General features: G+C 42.9%; 21 protein-coding genes. 5 read left to right on the top strand and 16 right to left on the bottom strand.

The annotated features are described in order from the left end of the window. Nucleotides 1-67: 67 nt before the first annotated feature. From DBX26_RS18995 to DBX26_RS19030, 8 genes are all read right to left on the bottom strand, one after another. Nucleotides 68-967 (bottom strand): NAD(P)-dependent oxidoreductase, encoded by a 900-nt coding sequence (locus DBX26_RS18995; RefSeq protein WP_118120598.1) that lies wholly within the window; start codon nt 965-967, stop codon nt 68-70. 82 nt (nt 968-1,049) lie between these two features. After that, nucleotides 1,050-1,586: a Crp/Fnr family transcriptional regulator gene (locus DBX26_RS19000; protein ID WP_118120599.1), complete on the bottom strand. Its 537-nt coding sequence runs from the start codon at nt 1,584-1,586 to the stop codon at nt 1,050-1,052. A gap of 613 nt (nt 1,587-2,199) precedes the next feature. Further along, nucleotides 2,200-3,462 (bottom strand): maltoporin, encoded by a 1,263-nt coding sequence (locus DBX26_RS19005; protein ID WP_118120600.1) that lies wholly within the window; start codon nt 3,460-3,462, stop codon nt 2,200-2,202. A 148-nt stretch (nt 3,463-3,610) separates the two neighbouring features. Next, nucleotides 3,611-5,677, bottom strand: a complete 2,067-nt coding sequence (locus tag DBX26_RS19010; RefSeq protein ID WP_118120601.1) for a beta-galactosidase — start codon at nt 5,675-5,677, stop codon at nt 3,611-3,613. Then, on the bottom strand, nt 5,677-6,909 hold the full coding sequence (locus tag DBX26_RS19015; protein ID WP_118120602.1) for a glycosyl hydrolase 53 family protein: 1,233 nt from the start codon (nt 6,907-6,909) through the stop codon (nt 5,677-5,679). Before DBX26_RS19015 ends, DBX26_RS19010 begins: the two co-directional genes overlap by 1 nt. A 16-nt stretch (nt 6,910-6,925) precedes the next feature. Then, the gene (locus tag DBX26_RS19020) at nt 6,926-7,768 is read right to left on the bottom strand and encodes a sugar ABC transporter permease (protein WP_110176712.1); all 843 of its coding nucleotides are present in this window, start codon (nt 7,766-7,768) and stop codon (nt 6,926-6,928) included. Nucleotides 7,769-7,772: 4 nt separating this feature from the next. Then, nucleotides 7,773-9,077: a sugar ABC transporter permease gene (locus DBX26_RS19025; protein WP_118120603.1), complete on the bottom strand. Its 1,305-nt coding sequence runs from the start codon at nt 9,075-9,077 to the stop codon at nt 7,773-7,775. A 95-nt stretch (nt 9,078-9,172) separates the two neighbouring features. Next, nucleotides 9,173-10,408 (bottom strand): extracellular solute-binding protein, encoded by a 1,236-nt coding sequence (locus DBX26_RS19030; RefSeq protein ID WP_118120604.1) that lies wholly within the window; start codon nt 10,406-10,408, stop codon nt 9,173-9,175. A gap of 217 nt (nt 10,409-10,625) precedes the next feature. On the opposite strand from DBX26_RS19030, the gene DBX26_RS19035 reads away from it, so the two are divergent. The 3 genes from DBX26_RS19035 (at nt 10,626) to DBX26_RS19045 (ending at nt 14,066) form a co-directional block, all read left to right on the top strand. Beyond that, the gene (locus tag DBX26_RS19035; RefSeq protein ID WP_118120605.1) at nt 10,626-11,729 is read left to right on the top strand and encodes an ABC transporter ATP-binding protein; all 1,104 of its coding nucleotides are present in this window, start codon (nt 10,626-10,628) and stop codon (nt 11,727-11,729) included. Nucleotides 11,730-11,807: 78 nt separating this feature from the next. Next, nucleotides 11,808-12,815 (top strand): LacI family DNA-binding transcriptional regulator, encoded by a 1,008-nt coding sequence (locus tag DBX26_RS19040; RefSeq protein ID WP_118120606.1) that lies wholly within the window; start codon nt 11,808-11,810, stop codon nt 12,813-12,815. Nucleotides 12,816-13,067: 252 nt separating this feature from the next. Continuing rightward, nucleotides 13,068-14,066 (top strand): glycosyl hydrolase 53 family protein, encoded by a 999-nt coding sequence (locus DBX26_RS19045; protein ID WP_118120607.1) that lies wholly within the window; start codon nt 13,068-13,070, stop codon nt 14,064-14,066. Nucleotides 14,067-14,188: 122 nt separating this feature from the next. Here the strand turns inward: DBX26_RS19045 and mgrA are convergent, their stop codons facing one another. The 6 genes from mgrA to DBX26_RS19070 form a co-directional block, all read right to left on the bottom strand. Beyond that, nucleotides 14,189-15,202 carry an L-glyceraldehyde 3-phosphate reductase gene (gene mgrA / locus DBX26_RS19050; RefSeq protein WP_118120608.1) on the bottom strand — a complete coding sequence of 338 codons (1,014 nt, stop codon included), beginning with the start codon at nt 15,200-15,202 and terminating at the stop codon, nt 14,189-14,191. A gap of 597 nt (nt 15,203-15,799) precedes the next feature. Beyond that, nucleotides 15,800-15,943 (bottom strand): helix-turn-helix domain-containing protein, encoded by a 144-nt coding sequence (locus DBX26_RS25825; RefSeq protein ID WP_367947067.1) that lies wholly within the window; start codon nt 15,941-15,943, stop codon nt 15,800-15,802. A gap of 30 nt (nt 15,944-15,973) precedes the next feature. Further along, nucleotides 15,974-17,182 (bottom strand): replication initiation protein, encoded by a 1,209-nt coding sequence (locus tag DBX26_RS19055; RefSeq protein WP_118121234.1) that lies wholly within the window; start codon nt 17,180-17,182, stop codon nt 15,974-15,976. A gap of 199 nt (nt 17,183-17,381) precedes the next feature. Next, the gene (locus DBX26_RS19060) at nt 17,382-17,591 is read right to left on the bottom strand and encodes a hypothetical protein (RefSeq protein WP_118120609.1); all 210 of its coding nucleotides are present in this window, start codon (nt 17,589-17,591) and stop codon (nt 17,382-17,384) included. Then, nucleotides 17,588-17,998: a hypothetical protein gene (locus DBX26_RS19065; RefSeq protein ID WP_118120610.1), complete on the bottom strand. Its 411-nt coding sequence runs from the start codon at nt 17,996-17,998 to the stop codon at nt 17,588-17,590. Before DBX26_RS19065 ends, DBX26_RS19060 begins: the two co-directional genes overlap by 4 nt. 60 nt (nt 17,999-18,058) lie before the next feature. Further along, nucleotides 18,059-18,271 carry a hypothetical protein gene (locus tag DBX26_RS19070; RefSeq protein WP_118120611.1) on the bottom strand — a complete coding sequence of 71 codons (213 nt, stop codon included), beginning with the start codon at nt 18,269-18,271 and terminating at the stop codon, nt 18,059-18,061. A 148-nt stretch (nt 18,272-18,419) separates the two neighbouring features. Here DBX26_RS19070 and DBX26_RS19075 point away from each other — a divergent pair, with 148 nt between their 5' ends. Beyond that, complete coding sequence (locus DBX26_RS19075; RefSeq protein ID WP_118120612.1) at nt 18,420-19,061, top strand: phage repressor protein CI; 642 nt, start codon at nt 18,420-18,422, stop codon at nt 19,059-19,061. Nucleotides 19,062-19,455: 394 nt separating this feature from the next. Continuing rightward, on the top strand, nt 19,456-20,490 hold the full coding sequence (locus tag DBX26_RS19080; protein WP_118120613.1) for a tyrosine-type recombinase/integrase: 1,035 nt from the start codon (nt 19,456-19,458) through the stop codon (nt 20,488-20,490). 120 nt (nt 20,491-20,610) lie between these two features. Here the strand turns inward: DBX26_RS19080 and DBX26_RS19085 are convergent, their stop codons facing one another. Then, nucleotides 20,611-21,654: a GMP reductase gene (locus DBX26_RS19085; RefSeq protein WP_118120614.1), complete on the bottom strand. Its 1,044-nt coding sequence runs from the start codon at nt 21,652-21,654 to the stop codon at nt 20,611-20,613. A 412-nt stretch (nt 21,655-22,066) separates the two neighbouring features. Beyond that, nucleotides 22,067-23,593 (bottom strand): NAD(P)H-hydrate dehydratase, encoded by a 1,527-nt coding sequence (locus DBX26_RS19090; RefSeq protein WP_118120615.1) that lies wholly within the window; start codon nt 23,591-23,593, stop codon nt 22,067-22,069. Nucleotides 23,594-23,659 lie beyond the last annotated feature (66 nt).

Below are 23,659 nucleotides of genomic sequence, written 5' to 3' on the forward strand. Positions count from 1 at the left end.
ACATTCAACAAGGTTTGGGGCATAACTACGTTAGCGCTATCCATCTAACGTAGTTAAGATATACACATTAGTTAGTGAGTCCCGCGAGTTGTCGAGATATCTCTGTCAATGCACTCCAGTCTTTTTGTCCGAATCCGTTTGCATTTGCTGCGACTAGATTGTCCTTAGCTCCGAGAATTGCTGACGGTTTTACACCGCAAGCAGTGAATGCGGTTTCAAATATTAATGCGTCTTTTAAACCTGCAGTAAGATCGAACCCAACAGTGTCAAAATCTCTGACCGCAATTTTTTCAGCGTAAGAACTCATTGCTTCATTTCCTGCAAAAAACATCTGGGCAACAGCTAATACTTGTCTTTTATCTAGCTGACTTTTTTCTGCAAATGTAAATACTTCACCCAACATTGCAAGTTGCGCCATAGCCATATAATTCACACATTTTTTCATCCCATTAGCTGAGCTAGCAACTGTGCCAACGGGTACTTGTTTCACTGTATATGACTCTATTATCGGTTGAGCTACTTCTATAGTTGACGGCTCGCCAGCAAGGAAGGTGATAAGCTTACCCGCCGCTGCTGCATCAGGACGCCCCACAACCGGAGCTGCAATATAACGGCAACCACGTTTTTCATGTTCTAACTTTAGTCTGTCGGCGGTAGCGGGTTGGATAGTGGTTAATCCAACATGGATTTTCCCCGTAACCATGGAATCAAGAATGCCACCTTCACCAAGAGATAACTCAATAATGGAGTTGTCATCTAACAAGCTGGTAAAAATAATATCGGATTGTTCAACGAGTTCCTTGATATTGTTCGCGACCGTTGCACCTCGCTCCTGAAACGGCTGAGTTTTAGATATCGTTCTGTTGTAAACCGTTAATTGGTATCCAGCTTTATGGATATTCTCGCAGATACCAGATCCCATTTTACCAAGGCCAATAAAACCTACTTTCAGACTTTTTGTATTCATTTTGTGTTCACCTTTTTTATTGTCATGAGTTATGAACACTTTATCGATATGCAGATTTACAGCCTTAACAATTGTTAACGGATCACTTAGTTTTTGCTTTGATTCGACTTAGCGACACCGGAGTCATACCTAAGTAGGTCGCTATATAGTGGTGTGGTACTTTATCAAAGATATCTGGCTGAAGACCGAGTAGTTCTTGGTATCTTTGCTGAGGATTATTTTTTATCCGAGATATGAATAACGCTTGATAGTGATACAAACGCTCTGTAATGAAATCATCAACAGCCTGTTTTATGTTGCTATCATTATCGAGTAATTGAACTAGCTCCTTCTTAGATATAACGCGTAAACGAGCCTCTGTTATAGTTTCAATATTGTACAAAGCAGGAAGGTTGCGCTTAAGGCTTTCGAAAGAAGTGACTATATCCCCTTCAAAGAAGAACTGAAAAGTCACATCATGACCATCACCATTAAACCAAGATCTCACGCAGCCCTTCTCAATAATAAAGACCGAATCGCAGATATCGCCTTCATTGAGCAAGGTTTCTTTCTTCTTAAAATGGTGGACATGCCCAACTCGAATAAGATTCGGAAACTTTGAAATGATTGAAGAACTCATAACTAGGCTCACTTAAAACATGTGGAAAATAGAAAAAATGAGATTATCACATAGTACGTTTTAGGATCTTTGAGAACGGTAATGTCATCATACAACCATAAGAAAATTTTAGTCAAAATGGCAACTATCAGCCGTGGTCAGTATATGGTATAAACACGGAAAGGGGCACAAATGAGCCAGATCAGATCTAACTGAATTGAAGATGGGTAGTAACAACTCTAATCTGATAAGAATAAAACTTGAAAAGAGATCAAATTTACCACCAAGCAATGTAATCGTTACGATTAAGGGCGCAGCCCTACCAATTACTTACGGTTTGCGTTATATAAAAGTGCAAAATTTTAGTTTTGCTTTTCAAAACAAGAAGTGATGAACAGATACTGCGAGTCAGAAAACAAGAAAAATCATATTATTTTTTTTAAAAAGAAATTTCAGAGACAAGTACAAATAAAAAAGCTCCTAAAATGATAACATCGCCATACCCCTCCCCCTCGGTAAAATATGACCCACTTTAAGAGCACACTACTAATAAGCGTTTCAAGCCTAAGCTTGAGATAGGCCAGAATGGAGTTAAACAGGCCTATCTAAGTAGTAAAATGGCAATTTTTATTGGTTACCACCAGGCTTCGACTTGCACACCGTAGTTGATCGTATCGTTACTCTTATTGTTGTCAAAAGAGTCACCCTCATTGTCCTTCAAATAAGTCGCAAAGAATCGGATTTCTGGACGAGCAAAGAAAGACTCTCCCGTTGAGATAGCATGTGCAATAGTGAATTTTGTACCACTAAACTTGTCTTCAGAGCCTGAATCCCAAGTTTTTTCTTGGTCAAAGTAGCCGACCTCTAACATAGTCTTGTTGTATGGCGACCAGTTGTAAGTTGGACGAGCTACAAATGAGAACAACTCTTCCTTATCTAACCAGTCACCATGATCTTTCACGTTACCGTAAGTTAGAACATGGTTGATCACGACATTTTTGCCTAAATTCAAATCACCAGTACTGATAAAACGGAACCCTTTTGCATCGCTGACATCACCACTCCAGATGTCATACCAGCCACCACCTTGTGAGATAGCGTTCTGTGCAAGTCCTTTGTCCATATATTGGAGCACAAACTTGTTATACCCCAATGCGAAACTCTGACTAAGTTCAGCCGTTAACATTAAACCGTTATCGAAGTTTTCAGCGGCGTCTTCTTGCTCATCCGTTGGGTTAACCATTGCATAGTCAACACCGAATTCAGTCCAGGAGCCTTCCCATGGGCTAAAGCCAGCGTAACGTAAATCTAAGAAGTAAGTATTCAGATCTCCGTAACTCGTTTTGTTGCCAGTATCATCCCACTCGGCCAACTCATTATCAGCTCGGATAACCGCTGCTGAAATCGCACCGGTATTTAACTTGATGTTTTCAATGCCCACACCGTAGCCAGAAATATTCCAGTACTTGGTATCTATAATGTGAATATCATGACGTTGATAAAAGCGTTTACCAGCCCAGATAACGGCATCAGGTGAAGCAGGAATATAGCCCTTCGCTTGAACATTCAACTGCTTAATTCCAAAGTTGGCACTGTCATCTTTACTATTTTCAGACTCTAGGTTCCCGTCCGATGACATTTCAAACATACTTTCAAAGTACATTGAACGACCATCTGCATTGAATAACTCTTGGCCTAATCCAATTTCCGAATAAGTGTCAAACTCATTGCCCAAGCGACCCAATGTCGTTTTGTAAAACTCATCTCCGCCCTTGGTACCACCTCCATCAGCACTGGCTCCCAAACCAGCCCGTACGTAACCGTAGAAATCGACTGCTGAAACTTGAGTGGCGAATAGAGAACCTAAAATAGCGACTGTCAATGTTGCTTTTTTCATTTTAATTTCCTTTTGTATTACTTTTGAGTTATTGGCTGGGTAAATATCGCCATATCCTTTATTTAGGTAATACTTACCCTTAAGATGAATTTCATCTCATTTTTAAATATTGTTATTTATTGCCCGCCTGAATAATCAGGCGGGATAGTTATTTATTATTTTTGATAACGATGACTTGATAGGGTTGAAGTGTAATATTCTCCTGAATATCGTCACCTGTATTTGCATTTATCCAATTCCCGTGCGGAACTTTCAAATCTCGCGGATCATTCAAAAAGTTCATAATGAACAAATAGCGAGACTGTTCATCTTCACGAGTTGTCACTGACACCCCGTAAGGCACATTTTCAATTGGCTTGCGGATTCCATGTAAATTAGCAAGAGAGATGTAAAATAACTCGTTAAACTCTGTCTCTGTACGTGCAGCGATGTAATAAGCACAACCTTTACCAAGCTGGTTCTTAGTAATGACCGGACAAGCATCAAATAGATCCTCACGGTAATAAGCCAAAGCTTCTGCCGTCTCTAAATGAATATGTTCCATTAAGTGCTTGGCCTTGAATTCACCACTGAAGCCAAAACCAGAGTGCGTTTCCATTTCAAACAATACGCGTTCATGGTCATAGAGTGAGTCAATCTCTTCAGCCCAAATACCCAACGTTCGGCGCAGAGGGCTACCTTCTCCGCCAGGGAAGCCTCCCAAGAAGCACAGATCATTCTGATCAACAATGCCACTCCAATAAGTCGCCACTAGCGTCCCACCCTGCGCCACAAACGCTTCCAAACGCTCTGCTACGCCAGGCTTTATTAAGTACAGCATAGGCGCAACAATGATCTTGTAAGGAGTAAAATCACATAGCTGCTCTATGATGTCGCAGCTGATACCTTGCTGCCAGAACCCTCGATAATGGTCACACACGGTTTGCTCGTAGTGCATGCCTTCATTGCGAGGACCTGAAGCATCATCCATTGCCCAACGGTTTTCCCAATCAAAAATGATCGCCACTTCGGCCTGCGTACTCGTTCCCGCCACATCATTAATTTGTTTAAGATACTCACCGACGGCTGTCACTTCTCGACCAGTACGAGTATTTGCATGACCAACGTGGTCGATCACCGCACCATGGAACTTCTCTACAGAGCCGCGGCTTTTTCGCCACTGGAAGTACTGAACAGAATCAGAGCCATGAGCCACTGCTTGCAATGAGGAAAGCAGATGGACACCGTCTTTTTTGAGCTTAGTGATTGGCTGCCAGTTAGTTTGGCTTGGGGTTGATTCCATGAGTAAAAATGGCTGGTTTTTCAGTGTGCGCATCAAATCATGGTACATCCCGGTATAGCAAGCGAGCGCAACTTCATCGCTGTCACGGTGCCAAAGCGGATAGCTATCCCAAGAAACAACATCAATTGACTTTGCCAATTCCCAATAGTTGTAGTCGTAAAAGTACTCCATGAAGTTTGCCGTCGTAGGCAGATCAGGATTAATCGACTTGAGCGGTGCAATCTCGTGCTCACAGAAGTTCGAGACGCGGTCAGTACAGAATCGTTTCCAATCTAACTTCAGTGCGTGAACGGAGTTTTCACCAACGGGAGATGGTGATTCAATTTGTTCCCAACTGGTGTAAGTATGACTCCAAAACGCACTCCACCACAGCTTATTAAGATTGTATAGGGAGCCGTATTTGTTTTTCAGCCACAAACGAAACTCTTCTTGGCAGTAATTACAGTGACAATCGCCTCCATATTCGTTTGAAACGTGCCAGCCTATCACCGCAGGATGTTGACTGTAACGTTCAGCCAATTTAGCGTTCATGATGCTTACTTTCTCACGGTAATTCGGTGAGCTGTAGCAATGGTTATGACGTTCTCCATGCAGTTGTTTAACACGGGCGCTGTTGACTCGCAGGACGTCAGGGTATCGTTCAGACAACCAGGCAGGACGCGCACCACTCGGTGTCGCCAGGAATACAGAAATCCCATGGTCTGCCAGGTTATCCAGTACGTTATCCAGCCATTCAAACTGAAACTCACCTTCAACAGGTTCAAGAGCAGACCAACTGAAGATACCGACAGACATAACGTTGCAATTCGTCTGCTTCATCAGTTCAATATCTTTCGCTAAAATATCTGGTCTGTCTAACCATTGCTCAGGGTTGTAATCTGCTCCATGGAGCAAGCCTTTTATCTTGGGAATGATGTGTTTTTTATTGTTCATTATTGACCTTTAAATACTTTCAATGACGGTAATGCATTGCCTTCAAAATCAAACAGTGCTTGGTTTTCCCATGAGTTGCCCATGTCCCATTTGTCCCCGCTGTAGTCCATGCCAGCGCCTGTTGACCATGTTGCCCCATCGATTGGTAACCATGCTGGCTCCCAGTAATAAATCCCCAAACCTTGTTCGTTAGGCAGTTCATTAAGCAGCGTCATGATGTCAGCCAGATATTGCGCCTGCCCCTCGATTGACACACTGTATCCCTCAATCGGCCCTGCCTCGGAGTAGCTATTACCTAACGAATCACCATTTTCAGTGGTAAAAGGGAAAGACGTTTCGACCAGGACGACAGGCTTGTTGTAGCGACTGATGACGTCATTCATATTGGCTTTTACTTTATCGATTGGGCCGTGCCACCACGGGTAGTAAGACATACCAATCACATCAAAATCGACACCACGCTGTGTGATTTCATCAAACCACCAACGAAATAGACCGTTGTCACCTGCTTCTGCGAGGTGCAACATGATTTGAATGTCTTTACCACTATCGTTGTCATGCACCGCTTGGATGCCGGTTTTTAAGAGAAGCGATAGACGGTCAAATTCCTTACCATCTTGACCCCAACTCTTACCCTCAGGCCAAAGCATGCCACCATTCAGTTCGTTACCAACTTGAACCATGTCTGGCACGACACCCGCAGCTTGGTGTGCTTTCATCACCTCTGCTGTATAGTCGTAGACCTTCTGTGTTAAGTTCTCAAACGTAAGTTGCTCCCACTCTTTTGGCTTTTGTTGCTTTTTAGGGTCAGCCCAAAAGTCGCTGTAATGGATATCAAGCAGGAATGACATACCGTTTTCTTGAGCACGTTTACCAAGCTCAATGGAACGCTCTAACGTGTTATTGCCGCCACCAAATACTTCACCAGTGGCTGACATTGGGTCTACCCACAAACGTGCGCGGATAGAATTAACACCACTATCTTTTAATATTTGAATCAGTTCTTTTTCATTGCCATCTTCGTAATATTTCCCGCCTAATTTTTCTATTTCAGGCAACATGGATATATCCATACCACGAATAAAGTCAGATCTCAGTGTGGGTGCAGTTATAACAATATTATCCGCATCAGTATTAACATCAGAGCTGTTATTATTTGAAGAATTTACAGATTGACAGCCAGCCAAAGCCACTGCCGCACTAATAAGTGCAACCTTAAATTTTTTATTCATACCTTTCTCTCTAGTATTAGCCTTTTGTACTACCTGCTGTTAAGCCAGATACAAAGTATTTTTGTAGTGATAGATAAAGAAGCGCTACAGGTATTGAAATAAGCACAGCACCTGCTGCATACGTGGTATAGCTTGCACCCATTTTTTCTACGACCAAATTATATAAACCGATAGGTAAAGTATAATTTTCAGGCGTTCTTAAAATGGTTGTTGCAAGAATAAAGTCGCCTAGTGGTCCCGTGAAAGAGAATAAGGCCACTACTGCAATAATTGGTTTTGAAATAGGCAGTATAATTTCCAAAAAAATACGAATATTACTCGCACCATCCATTTTTGCTGATTCATCCAGGTCTTTCGGTATCGCGTCCAAGTAACCTTTCATTAAATACGTGTTCATCGGGATCATACCACCAACATAAACCAGTACTAATGCAAGATGGCTATTAATCAACCCCAACATCTGCGCTAGAACAAATATCGCAATTAGGGCGGAAAATTGAGGGATCATCTGCAAAAGAAGGAACAGCATTAGACCATTTTTTCTGCCTTTAAAGCGAAAGCGTGAAAACGCATATGACGTACATGACACACTGATCAGCGTAAGCACCATGGTCAAAAAGCTGATTTTCAAGCTATTCCAGAACCAGGTCAGGTAAGCCACTTTGTCATTAGCAAACAAAGTGGCATAGTGACTCAGAGTCGGGTTCTCAGGGAAAATAGACTCCCCCATGATACTGTTACCTGGATAGAACGACGCACCAACCGTCCACACTAACGGGTAAATAATGATCACTGATACCAACAGAATCAGGCCGTAACTCAATGTCAATCGGATGCGATTACTACGTTTAATACTCATGTTGTTATCTCGCCTCTTCTTTGAATGACTTGGTCATACGGAATTGCCAGAGAGCAATACCCACAACGAAAATCGACAGTAATAAAGTGATGGCAGATGCAATACCGTATTGCGATGAAGACATCGTCAGTTTGTAAATCCATGACACCAAGATATCGGTGCCGCCCGCGTTGCTACCAATGACAGCAGGCCCCCCATTGTTAAACAGATAAATAATATTGAAGTTGTTAAAGTTAAACGTGTATTGAGTAATCAAAATTGGAGCGATTGAGTACAGAACCAGAGGTAAAGTGATGGTTCTTAACTGCTGGAATTTGCTTGCACCGTCCATCGTCGCAGCTTCATAAAGATCATTAGGGATCGCCTGTAGAACCCCCGTTGTCATGGCGAATACAAATGGGAAACCTAACCAGGTTTGGATCATGATGAGCGCGACTTTCGTCCAGAATGGGTCTGTCAGCCAAGCTTTAGGCTCAATACCAAAGAAGTCGAGAATCACGTTGTTGATGACACCAAAGCTGTCGTTAAACATCCCGGTAAAAATAAGGATGGTAACAAAGCCAGGTACCGCCCAAGGAAGAATAAAGATTGTACGGATCAGAGGCTTAAATTTAAGGTCTTTTTGGTTAACCAGAATCGCCAACAGAACCCCGACTGTGCATTGCAATGTTGATGCAACTAATGTCCAAACGACTGTCCACTGCAACACATCGATAAAGGTGTTACGCCACAAGTTAATTTGGAAAATGTTGAAGAAATTCTTCAATCCAACCCAGTCAACCAGCTTCGCAGGCGGTGAGTTGTACAGGTTGTAGTTAGTAAAACCAATCGCAAAACCAAAGATGATCGGAAACACAACAACAAAGACTAAAAGGATAAAACCCGGGCTTATCATCAGATACGGGAAGCCAGCATTGATAACATTGCGATACTGAACACGCAGTGAGTTCAATGGACGGCCTTCATCACGCCGTTGCCCGTTTTTGTAGGCGTCATTAATGCTGAGTACATAAACCGCTAAACCAAATACCACCACTAGCGAAGCAATAATACCTTCTGCGAGTAGGAAAACTGAGTTGTCCTCTGGTAGGTTTTCGCCAAGTGTTACAAGACCCCACATACCGTGGGAAATAAAATCACGAGTTACTGCATAAAAACTTGTTAGCAAGATGAAGAACATCATGCCTTTTACAAACTGTCGGTTATAAAACTGGCCAAAGCCAGGAATTACTGCAAATAAGGAGGCAGTAAACCGTTGGGATCGATATAGCCCCGAGTTATGCTCAAAATGTTCACTCATGTCAGACATCACTTACAACTCCATTTCGGAAAACTTCTGGCGACTGTCAGCCCCGGACGAGTAACTAGGGCCGACAATTGCTTCGCCAGAACAATATCTTTAAATTATTGACCCATCATTGCGTGGTTAGCTTCGATTTGCATATTGATGCTGTCTACCGCAGAGTCGAGTGCACTTTTCGCATCTTGTTTATTGGTTGCGATCAACTGAAGCGCGCTGTTCGCAGGGCCCCACACTTCGTTCATCTCTGGAATGGAAGGCATAGACGTAGCGTGAATGGATTGCATCGCTACAGCACTTGCTCCTGGGTCATTCTTGATAACAGGATCGTCTACCAATTTTGTCACTGCCGGAACCTCTCCAGTTAGCTCAAAGCGGCGTTTGGCATTATCATAATTATTGACGAACGTAATAAACTCTTGAGCTAAAGGTTTGTTTTTCGAGAAAGTGGAAATGCTGTAGCTCTTCACGCCCATAAATGAGCCCATTTGCTCACCAGATGGCAATTTTGGAAGTGGTGCTACACCGTAGTTGATCCCCGCTTCTTTATAAGGCTGGAGCGCCCAAGGACCGGTTTGAACAATCGCTGCTTTGCCCGACGTGAATAGTGAATCGATAGCATTAAGCCCGTTATTACCAATAATGCCTGTAGGGAATACTTTAGACTCGTAGAACTTCTGAATGAATTTCGCGCCTTCTACTGCCCCTGGAGTATTCAATAATATTTTGTTTGGGTCATATGAGCCGTCGTCTTTTTTGCCGAAAACATCCCCCCCCATACCGTTTAAAATTCCGTAGGTGTAATAAAGCTCATCCCATTTTGCCAGTAAACCGTATTTATTTTCTTCGCGAAACTTCTTAGATAGCTCAAATATTTCGTCCATCGTTTCAGGCAGTTCAGAAATAAGATCTTTGTTATAGACCATAAATACGGTTTCAACGGATTTTGGCAAGCCGTATAACACACCATTGTAAGTCAATGCGTTAATAGAAGATTGGCTAAATGTATCGGTAACAGCGTTATCGACCTGAACTGGAGCAAGTAAACCTTGGATAACCGCCCCACCAATCTGATCATGTGGAATCAAGACGACGTCAGGGCCAGTACCTGCAGGGCCATCCATGCGCAGAGATTCGACCTGACCGCCATATGGCATTTCAAGCACATTCACTTTCACATCGTGTTGTTTTTCAAACGCTGCGACCGCTTCTTCATTACCAAAAGACTTTTGAATGTCTTCCCAGACTAATAAGGACTGCTGCGCCAACGCCATTGGCGAACAAAATAGAGCAGTAACTGCGAGAGCAGATATTTTTTTACTAAATTTATTATTATCCATAAAATTTCACGCCTTTCGTTTTTGGTAAAAAATAAAATTTATGGTGCAAATATGCTCCTTTGTGTTATTTTTTCCATACAGGTTATTCATTGATGTGATTTCAATCACTATAGCTAGCAGTTATTGTGATAAAACAAACAAGTGAAAATAAAATTTACTAAATAAAAGACGAATTAGATCACACACTTTATTTATTATCATTTAAGAGGAATTTAAAATGTCTTCGATCCAATTATCCAATGTCGTAAAACGTTTTGACGATACCCAAACCATTCACAACGTAAACTTGTCGATAGAAGAAGGTGAGTTTGTGGTGTTTGTTGGTCCTTCGGGCTGCGGAAAATCAACGCTCTTGCGTATGATTGCCGGCCTGGAAGACATCAGTGATGGAGCGATATCTATTTCGGGAAATGTCGTTAACGACACTCCGCCATCAGAACGAGGGGTGGCGATGGTGTTCCAGTCTTATGCTCTATACCCGCATATGACTGTTGCAGAAAATATGGGTTACTCACTAAAAGTAAACAAAGTTCCAAAAGAAGAGCGAGAGAAAAAAGTGCAGTTGGTCGGTAAAGCACTGCAGTTGGAACACTTGCTGGATCGTAAGCCTGCCCAACTTTCTGGTGGTCAACGCCAACGCGTTGCTATCGGCCGAGCAATCGTTCGAGATCCAAAAGTGTTTTTATTTGATGAGCCGCTATCAAACCTAGACGCAGAATTACGCGTCGACATGCGACTTCATATTGCAAAGCTACACCAAGAACTTAAGTCAACCATGATCTACGTAACGCACGACCAAGTCGAAGCCATGACATTAGCAGATAAGATCGTCGTGCTTCGTGATGGTAAAGTTGAGCAAGTTGGCTCACCAATGGATCTCTACCATAACCCAATTAATAGATTTGTTGCCGGATTTATTGGCTCGCCTAAAATGAATTTTCTTCCTTGTACCGTTGAAGCTTGGGATGAAACGAGCTTAACAGTGAGTCTGGATGTGGGCCGTTCAATCACGTTACCGATAAAAGCAGCACAGGTTGAAATAGGTAAACAGCTGACGCTAGGCATTAGACCAGAACACCTCACGACCAATCCAGATCTGATCACACTCGCGTTCCAATGTGAAGTGGTCGAGCGACTGGGAGGAATGACTTACATCTTTGGCCAATGTGGCGGCGTGGATGACTTCAAATACCTTCATCATGGGGACACACAAGTACAGCCTGGTGAGTCAATTTCGCTATTTGCATCACCTTCCCATTTACACATTTTTGAACCTGATGGAAACGTCATTACATTTGATTCTGTACAATCAACACATTAACGTTTTAACGCCAAAGAGCATTCAAAATACTCTTTGGCGTGATAGAGCTGTCTAATAAAAACAATATAGGGTAATCTTTTGGCTACACTTAAAGACATTGCACAAAGAGCGAATATTTCTACTTCCACTATTTCGCGTTTTCTTAACGAAGACCCTACTTTGTCTGTAAGTGAAGACAAAAAACGGGCCATTTTGGAGGCAGTAGAGTCTCTTGGTTATCAATCCCCTAAACGCAGTAAAAAACAGTTTGTTCATCATGAAGCAACCAAAAAGAATGAGCCACTTGGCGTACGTGATGTTGTTATGTTGAACTTTTTGACTCCGACACAAGAAATAGACGACCCGTATTTCACTTCTATTCGTGCTGGCATTCAAAATCGTTGCTTAGAAAAAGGCGTCGATTTAAGAACACTCCATTTAGACCAGATCGATACTAATATAAATCTAATAGAAAACGCTCCGGCCGTCATTGCAGTCGGACATTTCTCCAAACATGTTGTAGATACCTTATATCAAGCTAACCACAATATCATATTTGTTGACTCGAACCCTTTAGGTAGCAAAACCGATGCAGTCTTAATTGACCGGTTGGCGTTGTCCAATGACGTTATGCAAAATGTACTGAAAAGCCGTTGTAAACGACCTGCTTTTATTGGCAATAACGAGGAGCGCTTACATACTTTTCGTAAAGTAACCAAAGAAAACGGTTTGTATCACGATGCGCTATGTAAAGTGAGTAAAGAGTATTGCATCGAGTCGGGGTATCAAGCAATGAAAGAAATGCTACAACTCGATGAACTTCCCGACGTGGTCTACGCAGCGACAGATATGGTGGCCGTTGGTGTTTATAGAGCCATTTATGAGGCAGGGTTAACCATTCCAACCGATATACAAGTCATCGGAACCAATGATATCTCGTCAGCCCGGCATATGAGTCCAAGCCTTACTACAATGCGACTGTTCCCGTTTGAAATGGGAGAAGTAGCAATAGATATGTTTATTGAAAAAATGGAAGGCAGAAAATACAGAAAAACGGTTTTATTTGGTCATGAATTCATATGGCGAGACAGTTTTAAAGTTAACTAACTTCGAGCTAATTTATGATTCTTCAATACATCACGGATGATAAAATTGACTTAATAAATTTGTAGATGGATCATAATCACAATTATCTAAGTAAATTTACTTAGATAATTTATCCACAATCACAACTACGTAAATCTCCTTATTAAAATAGTCACTAACACTTTTATACATCACCTCATTACTAAAATCCGTTGCTATATTATTTACGTTTAAAAAATGACGAAAACGTGAATATATAAAAATGGTGAAACGATGAACAATACCCTAAAAACACTATCTATCTTCTTCTCATTAGTAGCATCGAGCTATTCTCACGCGTTTATTAAAGGCGCGGATATTAGTTGGATAACTCAGATGGAAGACAGTGGCTACGAGTTCTACAACGATTGGGGATATCGACAAGATGTCCTTTCAATATTACGAGACCATGGCATGAACGCAGTACGTCTTCGTGTCTGGGTTAATCCCAGTGATGGTTATTACAGCTCACTGGATGATGTAATTGTCAAGGCGCAGTGGGCCAAAGACGCGAATATGGATGTGATGATTGACTTCCACTATAGCGACACTTGGGCCGATCCAGGCAACCAATGGAAACCAGCAGAATGGCAACAACTGAGCTTCGAAGATTTAATGGGACAAGTATGGTCTTACACTAGAGACTCACTCAACACCTTAAAAGCTGCAGGTATAACACCAAAATGGATTCAAGTCGGTAATGAAACCAACAACGGAATGCTATGGAATGAAGGAATGGCTTCAAGCAACATGCGTAACTATGCTTGGTTGTTTAATAGCGGACGCAACGCAGCCAAAGAAGTATTCCCAGACGCTAAGGTCATCGTCCATTTAGCCAACTGTCACGACAATGCTAATTTCCGGTGGATTCTTGATGGCTTACAATCCAACAGTGCTTGGTGGGATGTTACTGGCGCATCTTCCTATCCCAAGAATGCTACTGGCCTTACTTGGCAAGAAGCAAACAATCAATGCCTCTCTAATCTTAATGATATGGTCGAGCGCTACGGAACGGAAGTGATGATCACTGAAATTGGTGTGCCTTGGGATGAGCCTCAAGCAAAGACTATCGTTGCCGATATGATCCAAAAAGTACGTAGTGTTAATCAAGGTAAAGGCATTGGGATTTTCTACTGGGAGCCACAGGCATATAGTTGGCAAGGTTATACTTTAGGTGCATGGGATCCAAATACGCGCCAGCCTACTCAAGCTCTTGACGCTTTTCTTGAATAACTCAAAGCAGAGTATTTTCCAAGCCCCTCTATGGTTAGAGGGGTACAATCAAAAAGAGCGAACGAAGCTATAGTTTGAATTAATACGTATCTATTACCGCAATAAATACTGATATTGTCATTTCAGAAAAGGATACCTTGAATCTGTTCTTTCTCTGATTCTGAAAACTCCAAATGCCTCACAGCGGCTACATTTTCACACAGTTGGCCCGGTGAGCTTGCACCAATCAAAACAGAAGAAACACGTTTATCACTAAGAAGCCAAGCAAGTGCCATTTGTGCAAGAGATTGTCCTCGCTCGCTCGCAATATTCGACAGGGCTTTAATTTTTGGTAGATAATGTTCAACTAAGTTGGCTTCTAGATAAGAACGCTGATTATCTGCTCTAGATCCCTGCGGGATGCCGTGCAAATATTTCTCAGTTAGTAGTCCTTGCGCTAAAGGAGAAAAAGCGACCATACCTACGCCTGCGTGATTTAGTGTTTCTAGCAGGCCATTTTCTACCTGACGCTCAAACATTGAATATCTTGCTTGATGGACAAGGCACGGTGTACCCAGTTGATCAAATAATTTCAGTGCTTGATCCGTTTGCTCTGGTGAGTAATTCGAAATACCCACATACAATGCTTTCCCCTGGCGAACTAACATATCTAGCGCAGATATCGTTTCCTCCAAAGGGGTGTCAGGATCAGGAGTGTGATGATAAAAAATATCAACATAATCAAGTTTCATGCGCTTTAGAGATTGATCAATGCTCGACACAAGATACTTACGAGACCCACCAACACCATAAGGCCCTGGCCACATATCATATCCAGCTTTAGTGGAGATGATAAGTTCATCACGATAGCTGGCTAAATCCTGACTCAGGATCCGGCCAAGTGTTTCTTCAGCAGAACCATACGGCGGTCCGTAGTTATTCGCTAAGTCAAAATGAGTGACTCCCAAATCAAATGCCTTACGAAGAATAAAACGCGCATTTGCATACGAGTCATACTCACCAAAATTATGCCATAGCCCGAGTGACAGTGCTGGCAGAAGTAAACCACTGTTTCCGCACCGTCTATATGGCATCGACTCGTAACGCATTTCATCAGCTAAATAACGAGCAATCGGAGCATGATCATTTGTGTTCATTTGATATCTCTAAATCCATATTGATGACTAGTTACACACTCAACATCCCTGCCAAAGAAAAACGGTATACAACGACATCAAGATATAACGGTGTCACCATAACGTATTTTTATTACATCCAGGCCCCAAAAAAGCAAAATTGTGATAACGATTACAAATTAAAGATAACTAGTAATACCATAATAAAATAGGGATTTTATTGTCAGCTTCATAAGAACAGGTTCTAATTTTGATATTCGTTTACATCTAGGTAGCACTGTTTAACCATTGAGAGAAGGTCAAGTCCCACAGAACAGTGAACTACCACCGTTCAACTAGACAAATTTATCCATAGAAGCTTTACTTCAAGTTAGTCAAAGAGTGCATCATCGAAATGCAATGAATAGTTAATCTAACGCAGTTTGGGGCAGATATGCGTTACGCAACCATTTCAAACACAACCATTTCAAACACAGCTTATGATCTAATCTTTGTAATCTAATCTGGTATGTAGAAAATGTAAGCCAGTAGCAATGACTAGTGGCTTATCCATTCAGATCAATTTTATGAGAAGCGGAAAGTTATACTTTCATACCAAAGTGATGACCATCAGGCATCTCAATATGTATGCGTAATTGACCACCTAGTGCTTCTACATATCGCTTTAGGGAAAGTAATTTTACGTCTTTGCCATTTCTTTTCCAGGCTGGCAACAGTTGGTTGTTTTATACCCATAGCTTTCGCAACTTGTGCCTGTGACATTTGAACGCTATGGCGGATCTACTCATATCACTAGCCATCAATGACATTCAAATAAGCGGCCCACTTCTGAGGAGCTCGACTTGAACTGATGGCCTTACATTTCTCACTAGTGTCGACCAATGGGTCTTTCTCAACTGCAGTTATCTGATGTACAGCATAAGGACCACTTTTCATCAAACCTAACAACGATGAAATGGGAAGTATTCCGATACCTTCACTGGGCTTTACTAACGAATGAATTTCATAAAAGTAGCGACGCACTGTTTTTCGGCAAAGGCGTGTAGCTTTTGCGACTGTGGTGATATTAAGTGCTTCACCCTTCTGCAATAAAAGTCGACACGCATTAATTACGCGTTCTTTTGTTTTTTCACGCCTTATTTGATGTGTTCTCGTCGCAGCTAAGCTTTGTCGTTGTTTCGTATTCAAGTCACTCGGTAAATTCATTACTCCGCGTTTAACCTTTGAACCCGCGTAATACTTATCCCAGGTCCACCGAGAGACGCTTTTAACCACAGACATGACTTCGCTATGCCTCAAAGGAGACTTGCCATCAAACGAGTAGTTCTTGTAGGTGGCGAAATGACAGATCCGACGCTTGAAACTCTCATAGCTCCCTTCCCTGCGCTCTGCCCTGATGATCGAATAGGCATAGTGACGAGAATGTTCAAATAAGGTGCAATTCCGGGAGTGAGATACATCATTTAGGTATGCTGCCTCACCCCAAGGTAGAGGTGTTTCTAGCTCGACAGAATCAGCTAGCTCTCCAAGCTCATAGACTTGAGAATGAAGTTCTGTCGTTTGCCACCAAGGGTGAAAAGGCGTTTTAGCCACAGGTCCTGAATAAGCCTGATCAGCTTTCATACGCAGAGCCATGGCCAGGTAAACAGCTTTAAGATATTGGATGGGCTTACTCCTCGCATTGTCACTAGTACAAACAGGAACAATCGCGTAGTACAGATGAGCTTTATTATTGTGCCGATTTCGAACGATGAGATTGGGAGCTGGTAATTCTTCATCTTGCCAAATGTAAGGATTGGGAAGTTCTTGGTCTTCATGGTCAATGTCGAACACTAACCAAGAGCACATATCTTTACGATTGACCTGCATATAGGGCCAACGGACAGCATAATGCCTTGGGCGAACAAGCATCGCCGTTTTGTTATCGCTACATCTGGACAAATAAGGGGCTTCAGCGAGCAACCGCTGAAACGAATTGCTCGTTGTTTTTAGAGGGAGCATAGCAACCTGCCTAAATGTTATTTGGTCATGATTAGGAATCAATGGAAAACCTTGACAGGCACACACTAGCCATAGCTATCGATGGATTTTGTCACAAACAAAAATTACCACCGAGCCACGACTGTGTTGGAAATAACGTTAAGGGGTACGATGACTTAAAGGGGCTCTTGCGTGAGCCCCTCAGGACACAATAGGCAAATCATTCTTCTATCTCGCTAGAGAATTTCGTTAGTGCAGCGCCCGCTTGACTGTGTACATCATGCCAAATGCGAATCAAGTTACTTTGACACGCCTCCAGCCCCTCAACCTGATTGTCTCGGTACTTAGCAATGTTTAACGCAGCTACATTTTGAAGGTGAAGTGCTTCATCAACATTAGAGATAGGGATCTGAACCGATAGGTAACTCATGATTTTACTCCCATGACATCCAGGCAATATTGTTCAAACTGAAATAACTCTTCGTCGTCGAAGTGACCGAGATCTCGAAGCGTGAGCATTTCAAGGAACAAACTGCGATTACTAAAATCCAAATAAGACCAGTGATGAAGTTGCGGGACGCATTTGGCATTTCCAGAGCGGTACCAACTGACAAACGAATGAGAGAAGAATACACGGGCGCGGTCTCCTTCCATTGCTTCACGTATGTCAGCCAAAATAGCTGTTTGAGGGCGATGCACCTCAGGAGGAGACTGTTTCTTTGCAATAGCCTCTAGGTGTTGCAATATCGTACGCTGCTCTTCGGCGCCAATCCGCTTAAAGCGCTGTTGTATCTGATCTATTGATTGATTTAATAGAAATGTTTCTAAGTTTTCCATACTAGCCTCCTCGCAAAAACCGAAAGAGTTCGTATCCGAATGTAAGTTCATTCGACCGACTCAACCTAAAACCGCAATGGCTTCACGAGCCGCCAACTCATGCATGGCAACCATGTTAATTAGCGGCTTATCGCGGCGTTTGTTTTTTGGCTTGATGATTACGCGGCCTTCCGTCACGTATTGCTTGATGGTGCCAATTGGCAAACCAGTAAGGCGGGAGTATTCTTCATAAGTGACATATGGACTTAGTGGAGGTATCTTGTACGTTAACATGGTGATATCCTTATATTTATATCTATTTTCTTCGGTTGTCTCTTGCTTTGGTCGGCGTGACTTCCGAAACACACACGGATTATTGATCGTCATTTGAGAACTTTCAACAAGAAATGACAAATTAATTCGAAAATGAGAACTTTAAGTGATGAGCATTCATAAAATAGCACCTTTTGATTACTTAAAAGGCACTGACTTCACAGAAAATTTGAAGAATTTGACGGGTTGTAAGAACTATCAAGAGATGGCGTTCGTATATGACGTACCAAAAAGCACATTTAGCACTTGGAATACTCATAACCGAACATCTCATGAACTCATGGTTAGAGCTCATCTAGCTTTGGGTATCCCTATGGAGGAGTTGGCTTTAAAGCCTGAAGACCGATTTAAGGCTCACTCAGCTACAAAAAGTACTGCCCAAGTAGCAAACACTACATCATCACAGCAACACAACTCAGTCCAGATAAAAAGCTATTGCTTAACCAATGGAGAGCTTTTAGATACTGGTGAGTTACCCTACGCTACCCGAAGATTTAACAGCTTTAACCTCAATGCTGAAGTGACGATTGAAGTTGAAACTAATGAAGCTTTATTCCTTGTTGATAAAGGCACTACGAACCCCGCCTCGGGCAAATATTTAATAGACACCGACGGGACGTTGTCGATAAACCATATCCAACGCTTACCAGGCAAAAAGCTGGCTGTTGTGTTTGGTGACAGCACCGTTGAAGTTTCAGAAGAAGATATAAAAGTGATTGGCCGCGTAGCGGTGACATTAAGAAAAGAATAATGAAACAAGTATCTCAATGGTTGTAGGCTTAGCTCTATTAACAGCACAAGCCCAAGCTGCTAGTGCTTTCGAATTATCAGATATAAACGACTGCGAACTAGCGGGTCATATGATTCAAGATGCGACTCCGTATATTCAAAAGGCCATGTCGTTTTCGTCATAAAAAGACCATAAAGAAGTGGCTTAGTGGCATGCCAAAGTGTTCAACCCTACGATAACGAAAATTGAAACACATTATGGTGTTCACGACGCAGTAACTCGCTACCAAGACAAGTCGATATCTTGCGAAGTGAGCATCGAGTTTGTCATTCCTGTTCGTTCCTCCATCAGCATAAACATTGAGAAATTCACGAAATACAATTACTGTATATAAAAACAGTAATTGTATTCCATTATGTCTATCCGAAACCTTAAAGACGGCAGCAAAAAACCTTGGCTGTGTCATTGCTTTCCTCATGGCCGCGACGGTAAACGTATTCGAAAAAGGTTCGCAACTAAAGGGGAAGCTGCAGCCTATGAACGCTTCATAATGAATGAAGTGGATGATAAACCATGGCTGGGTGAAAAAGCCGATCACCGCAGGTTGTCTGACTTAGTTGACCATTGGTATGCACACTACGGTCAAACTCTGGTTAATGGTCATGTGATTATTAATAAGTTTCACCACATGGTGCGCGCTATGGGAAATCCAACCGCATCGACCTTTAATTCTAAAGTGTATTCAAATTATCGCAGCAAACGAATGGCGGGTGATTTGGTCTTCGTGGATGAATCTCGATGGCGGCGCGGCAAACCAAGCATCTCTACGCTCAACTCAGAACTTGCGAGATTTAAAGCGGTATTTAACAAACTCAAAGAGCTTGGTGAATGGAGCGCACCAAACCCGCTAGACGATATTAAGCCTTTCAGAGAATCTGAAAGAGCTATGACGTTCTTAACTAAAGAGCAGATTAGCTTATTGCTGGATCATGCAGAACAGCACCCTATTTCAGATATGGTGAAGGTTGTGAAACTTTGCTTGGCGACTGGAGCACGATGGAACGAGGCGGCGCAACTACAAGGCAGTCAACTTTCCCAGTACAAAGTCACGTACACCAATACAAAAACCAAAAAGAATCGCACTGTTCCTATCTCCAAAGAGTTGTACGAGGAGATATTCAAGCCGACATCAGGAAAGTTGTTTGAAGAGTGCTATACCCCGCTTTGCTACATCCTCAAAAACAAAATCGGCATTACGTTACCTTCTGGGCAAGCCTCGCACGTATTACGTCATACGTTTGCCAGTCATTTTATGATGAATGGGGGAAACATTTTGGTATTACGTGATGTACTCGGCCACGCAGATATATCAATGACGATGCGCTACGCGCACTTCGCACCAGACCATTTATCTGAGGCCATTACCCGCAATCCTCTAAGCAATTTATAAACTACAGCCAAAAAAAATATTATTCTGCTGCCATTTTGCTGCCACTTGCCATATTTCGGGCAAAAAAAGAGCCGTAAAATACGGCTCTTAACTCTTCGGTTTTTCCGATACTCAGTCGACTTACTCTTTACCGAATACGTTGTTCTCTTGCTCTTGTACGCGGATGAACGTCGTGCGCTTCGTTAGCTCTTTAAGCTTTGCTGCGCCTACGTATGTACAGGTTGAACGCACGCCACCAAGGATGTCCTGGATAGTACCGTGAACACTGCCACGGTAAGGTAATAGTACGGTTTTTCCTTCAGCTGCGCGGTAGCCTGCAACACCACCGGAGTGCTTGTTCATAGCGCTCTTAGAAGACATGCCGTAGAATTTCATGAAGGTTTTGCCATCTTTCTCGATAACTTCACCGCCTGACTCTTCGTGACCAGCCAGCATACCACCAAGCATAACGAAGTCTGCACCGCCACCGAATGCTTTTGAAACGTCACCAGCGCAAGAACAACCACCATCACCGATGATCATACCGCCAAGACCGTGCGCCGCATCACCACATTCGATGATTGCAGAAAGCTGCGGGTAACCAACACCGGTTTTAACGCGTGTCGTACAAACTGAACCTGGGCCAATACCCACTTTGACGATGTCTGCACCAGCAAGAATTAGCTCTTCACACATGTCACCTGTAACAACATTACCAGCAGAGATAACTTTGTCTGGGAATTCTGCGCGTACGCGTTCTACATACTCAACGAGGTGCTCTGAGTAACCATTGGCGATATCAACGCAGATGAAAATGAACTCATCAGAAAGTGCCATGATGTCCTTGGTTTTTTGGAAGTCTGCATCCGACGTACCGGTAGACACCATCACGTTGTTCAGTGTTGCTTTGTCTGCTGATTTCGCAAACTCCGCCCAATCTTCCACAGTGTAGTGCTTGTGCACTGCTGTCATTACACCATGCTCAGCTAACGCAGTAGCCATTTCAAAGCTACCAACCGAGTCCATGTTCGCTGCAATTACAGGCACACCAGACCATTGACGACCACTATGCTTGAATGTAAAATCGCGGGTTAAATTTACTTGAGAACGGCTTTTAAGGGTAGAACGTTTCGGGCGAAACAGTACATCTTTGAAACCTAACTTAAGTTCTTGTTCGATACGCATTGTGTAATTCCTTGATTCATATGTCTATGTGTCACCTCAGAGTGCGTAGTGAAGTCGTTGGCAGACGAGTTCACTGTTCTTCGGACACAAAAAAACCGGAGCGTTGGCAGACGCTCCGGTTTTCAGCATTATAGGCTGTGATTTATTTCCTACAAGTCTGATATTTGAAATTTTTTTGTGTTACCATCTTGAAAATCGCATATCAAAAACACCGCTAAAACCATCAAATCTTTTTCTTATTTAACAAATTCAACAAGTTAAAATGTCATGGTTCTCAAACGATTGCGCAAACCGTTGCGTCTCAGTGACCTGATTCAGACGTTTCATATCTCAAATCCATCAAATTCCACGCACGTAATACCCTAATCGGCAGCTTGAAATACAAAGATTTTCACAAAATCGGACCAAAATTTCATGGATTCATGGCAACGCGAAGCGTTTCTACGACATCACTGGCTAACAATCCTCGCTCGCCATATTGGCTCACATTGATATCCGCCGCGTGGCTATGGATCATGACGCCTAATCTGGCAGCGATAGAGATTGGTATACCTTTCGCCAGCAACGCACCAATAACACCAGAGAGCACATCTCCCATCCCTCCGCTTGCCATCCCCGGATTACCAGCCAGACAGACATACATTCGTATGCCATCATAAATGAGCGTCCCAGCGCCTTTCAGTACCACCACGCCACCAAAACGTTCGTGCAACTGCCTAGCGGCTGAATACCGGTCTCGTTCAACGTCTTGCGTGGTCACATTTAACAAACGCGCGGCTTCTCCCGGATGTGGGGTCATCACTCGTTGGTTATCGCATACTAACGTTCCATCATAACGCTGGCTGAGCATCGCCAGTATATTCAACCCGTCGGCATCGACGACTTTCGGTTTATGCGGCTGAGACAAATATTGATAAGCTTGGTATGCCCACTCATCATCGCCAAATCCAGGGCCAAAAACTAACGCATCAGCCCATCTAATTCGCTTAGTCAGTTCATTTTCGGTATTCCGCAACTCATCAGCGGTAATACTTTGGCTCATCACTTCTGGGCAAGCGATTTGCAGTGGCACTAGGCTCGTTGGATGGGTTATCCCTGCAGTCAGTCCCGATCCACTGCGCACAGCAGCCGAAGCGCAGAAGCGAATCGCGCCGGACATTCCGAGATTGCCCCCGACGCAAAGCAATTTACCATTATCGCCTTTGTGAGCGGTTGGTTTTTGTGGAGGTAAAAGTCGAGGGATGACTTTGTGATCGATACCTAGTGCACTCTCCTCTTCTATAGAGTCAAACTCTACATTGACGCCCAAGCCACGAAAGTGCAATTCACCCACATGACTTCTCGCCTGGGCCGTCACTAAACCTTGTTTGACACCGATAAAAGTAACCGTGTGGTTTGCGTATATGGCATCACCTAACACAGAGCCAGTGTTAGCGCATAATCCTGAGGGAATGTCGACCGAAATAACCGGACACCGAATTTGGTTAATTTGCTCAATATAGCGGCGATACTCTTTTCTCACTTCACCGCTCAACCCTGTCCCCAGTATTGCGTCGATGATGACATCCGCTTCAAGTAATGCGGTGTTCCAGTCATCCCAGCTGCTGTTTTGGCCATCAACGGTTTGCCAATCTTCGTAAGCACAGCGAGCATCGCCAGTAAGCGAAGAAGTATCTCCAAGCTGAAATACCTTCACATTGATTTGGGCTTGCTTAGCGAGAGAAGCAAAAACATAACCATCTCCACCATTATTGCCTTTACCGCAAACGACCAATACATTCTTTGCTCTGGGGTAGAGATGCAGAAATTGCTCGTAAACGGCCATCCCAGCTCGTTGCATCAAGCTATACATTGAAACGCCAGCCATCTGCGCAGCAATCACTTCACCATTTTTGACTTGTTCTGCTGTATAAAGTTTTAAAGCAAGATTAAAGTCCATAACCACATTCTTCGTCACAAGCACACAAAATAAGTATACAAAAAAGGCACCCAATGTGGATGCCTA

Source organism: Vibrio sp. dhg (genome assembly GCF_003443775.1).
Lineage (GTDB): Bacteria > Pseudomonadota > Gammaproteobacteria > Enterobacterales > Vibrionaceae > Vibrio > Vibrio natriegens.

What these genes read in the sequence shown, in the direction of transcription:
- DBX26_RS19035 (WP_118120605.1), top strand. Translation starts at nt 10,626, where the DNA reads ATGTCTTCGATCCAATTATCCAATGTCGTAAAACGTTTTGACGATACC.
- DBX26_RS19020 (WP_110176712.1), bottom strand. Translation starts at nt 7,768, where the DNA reads ATGAGTATTAAACGTAGTAATCGCATCCGATTGACATTGAGTTACGGC.
- DBX26_RS19080 (WP_118120613.1), top strand. Translation starts at nt 19,456, where the DNA reads ATGTCTATCCGAAACCTTAAAGACGGCAGCAAAAAACCTTGGCTGTGT.
- DBX26_RS25825 (WP_367947067.1), bottom strand. Translation starts at nt 15,943, where the DNA reads ATGTCACAGGCACAAGTTGCGAAAGCTATGGGTATAAAACAACCAACT.
- DBX26_RS19055 (WP_118121234.1), bottom strand. Translation starts at nt 17,182, where the DNA reads ATGCTCCCTCTAAAAACAACGAGCAATTCGTTTCAGCGGTTGCTCGCT.
- DBX26_RS19000 (WP_118120599.1), bottom strand. Translation starts at nt 1,586, where the DNA reads ATGAGTTCTTCAATCATTTCAAAGTTTCCGAATCTTATTCGAGTTGGG.
- DBX26_RS19010 (WP_118120601.1), bottom strand. Translation starts at nt 5,677, where the DNA reads ATGAACAATAAAAAACACATCATTCCCAAGATAAAAGGCTTGCTCCAT.
- DBX26_RS19005 (WP_118120600.1), bottom strand. Translation starts at nt 3,462, where the DNA reads ATGAAAAAAGCAACATTGACAGTCGCTATTTTAGGTTCTCTATTCGCC.
- DBX26_RS19065 (WP_118120610.1), bottom strand. Translation starts at nt 17,998, where the DNA reads ATGGAAAACTTAGAAACATTTCTATTAAATCAATCAATAGATCAGATA.
- DBX26_RS19070 (WP_118120611.1), bottom strand. Translation starts at nt 18,271, where the DNA reads ATGTTAACGTACAAGATACCTCCACTAAGTCCATATGTCACTTATGAA.
- mgrA (WP_118120608.1), bottom strand. Translation starts at nt 15,202, where the DNA reads ATGAACACAAATGATCATGCTCCGATTGCTCGTTATTTAGCTGATGAA.
- DBX26_RS19030 (WP_118120604.1), bottom strand. Translation starts at nt 10,408, where the DNA reads ATGGATAATAATAAATTTAGTAAAAAAATATCTGCTCTCGCAGTTACT.
- DBX26_RS19085 (WP_118120614.1), bottom strand. Translation starts at nt 21,654, where the DNA reads ATGCGTATCGAACAAGAACTTAAGTTAGGTTTCAAAGATGTACTGTTT.
- DBX26_RS19090 (WP_118120615.1), bottom strand. Translation starts at nt 23,593, where the DNA reads ATGGACTTTAATCTTGCTTTAAAACTTTATACAGCAGAACAAGTCAAA.
- DBX26_RS19025 (WP_118120603.1), bottom strand. Translation starts at nt 9,077, where the DNA reads ATGTCTGACATGAGTGAACATTTTGAGCATAACTCGGGGCTATATCGA.
- DBX26_RS19045 (WP_118120607.1), top strand. Translation starts at nt 13,068, where the DNA reads ATGAACAATACCCTAAAAACACTATCTATCTTCTTCTCATTAGTAGCA.
- DBX26_RS19060 (WP_118120609.1), bottom strand. Translation starts at nt 17,591, where the DNA reads ATGAGTTACCTATCGGTTCAGATCCCTATCTCTAATGTTGATGAAGCA.
- DBX26_RS19015 (WP_118120602.1), bottom strand. Translation starts at nt 6,909, where the DNA reads ATGAATAAAAAATTTAAGGTTGCACTTATTAGTGCGGCAGTGGCTTTG.
- DBX26_RS18995 (WP_118120598.1), bottom strand. Translation starts at nt 967, where the DNA reads ATGAATACAAAAAGTCTGAAAGTAGGTTTTATTGGCCTTGGTAAAATG.
- DBX26_RS19075 (WP_118120612.1), top strand. Translation starts at nt 18,420, where the DNA reads ATGAGCATTCATAAAATAGCACCTTTTGATTACTTAAAAGGCACTGAC.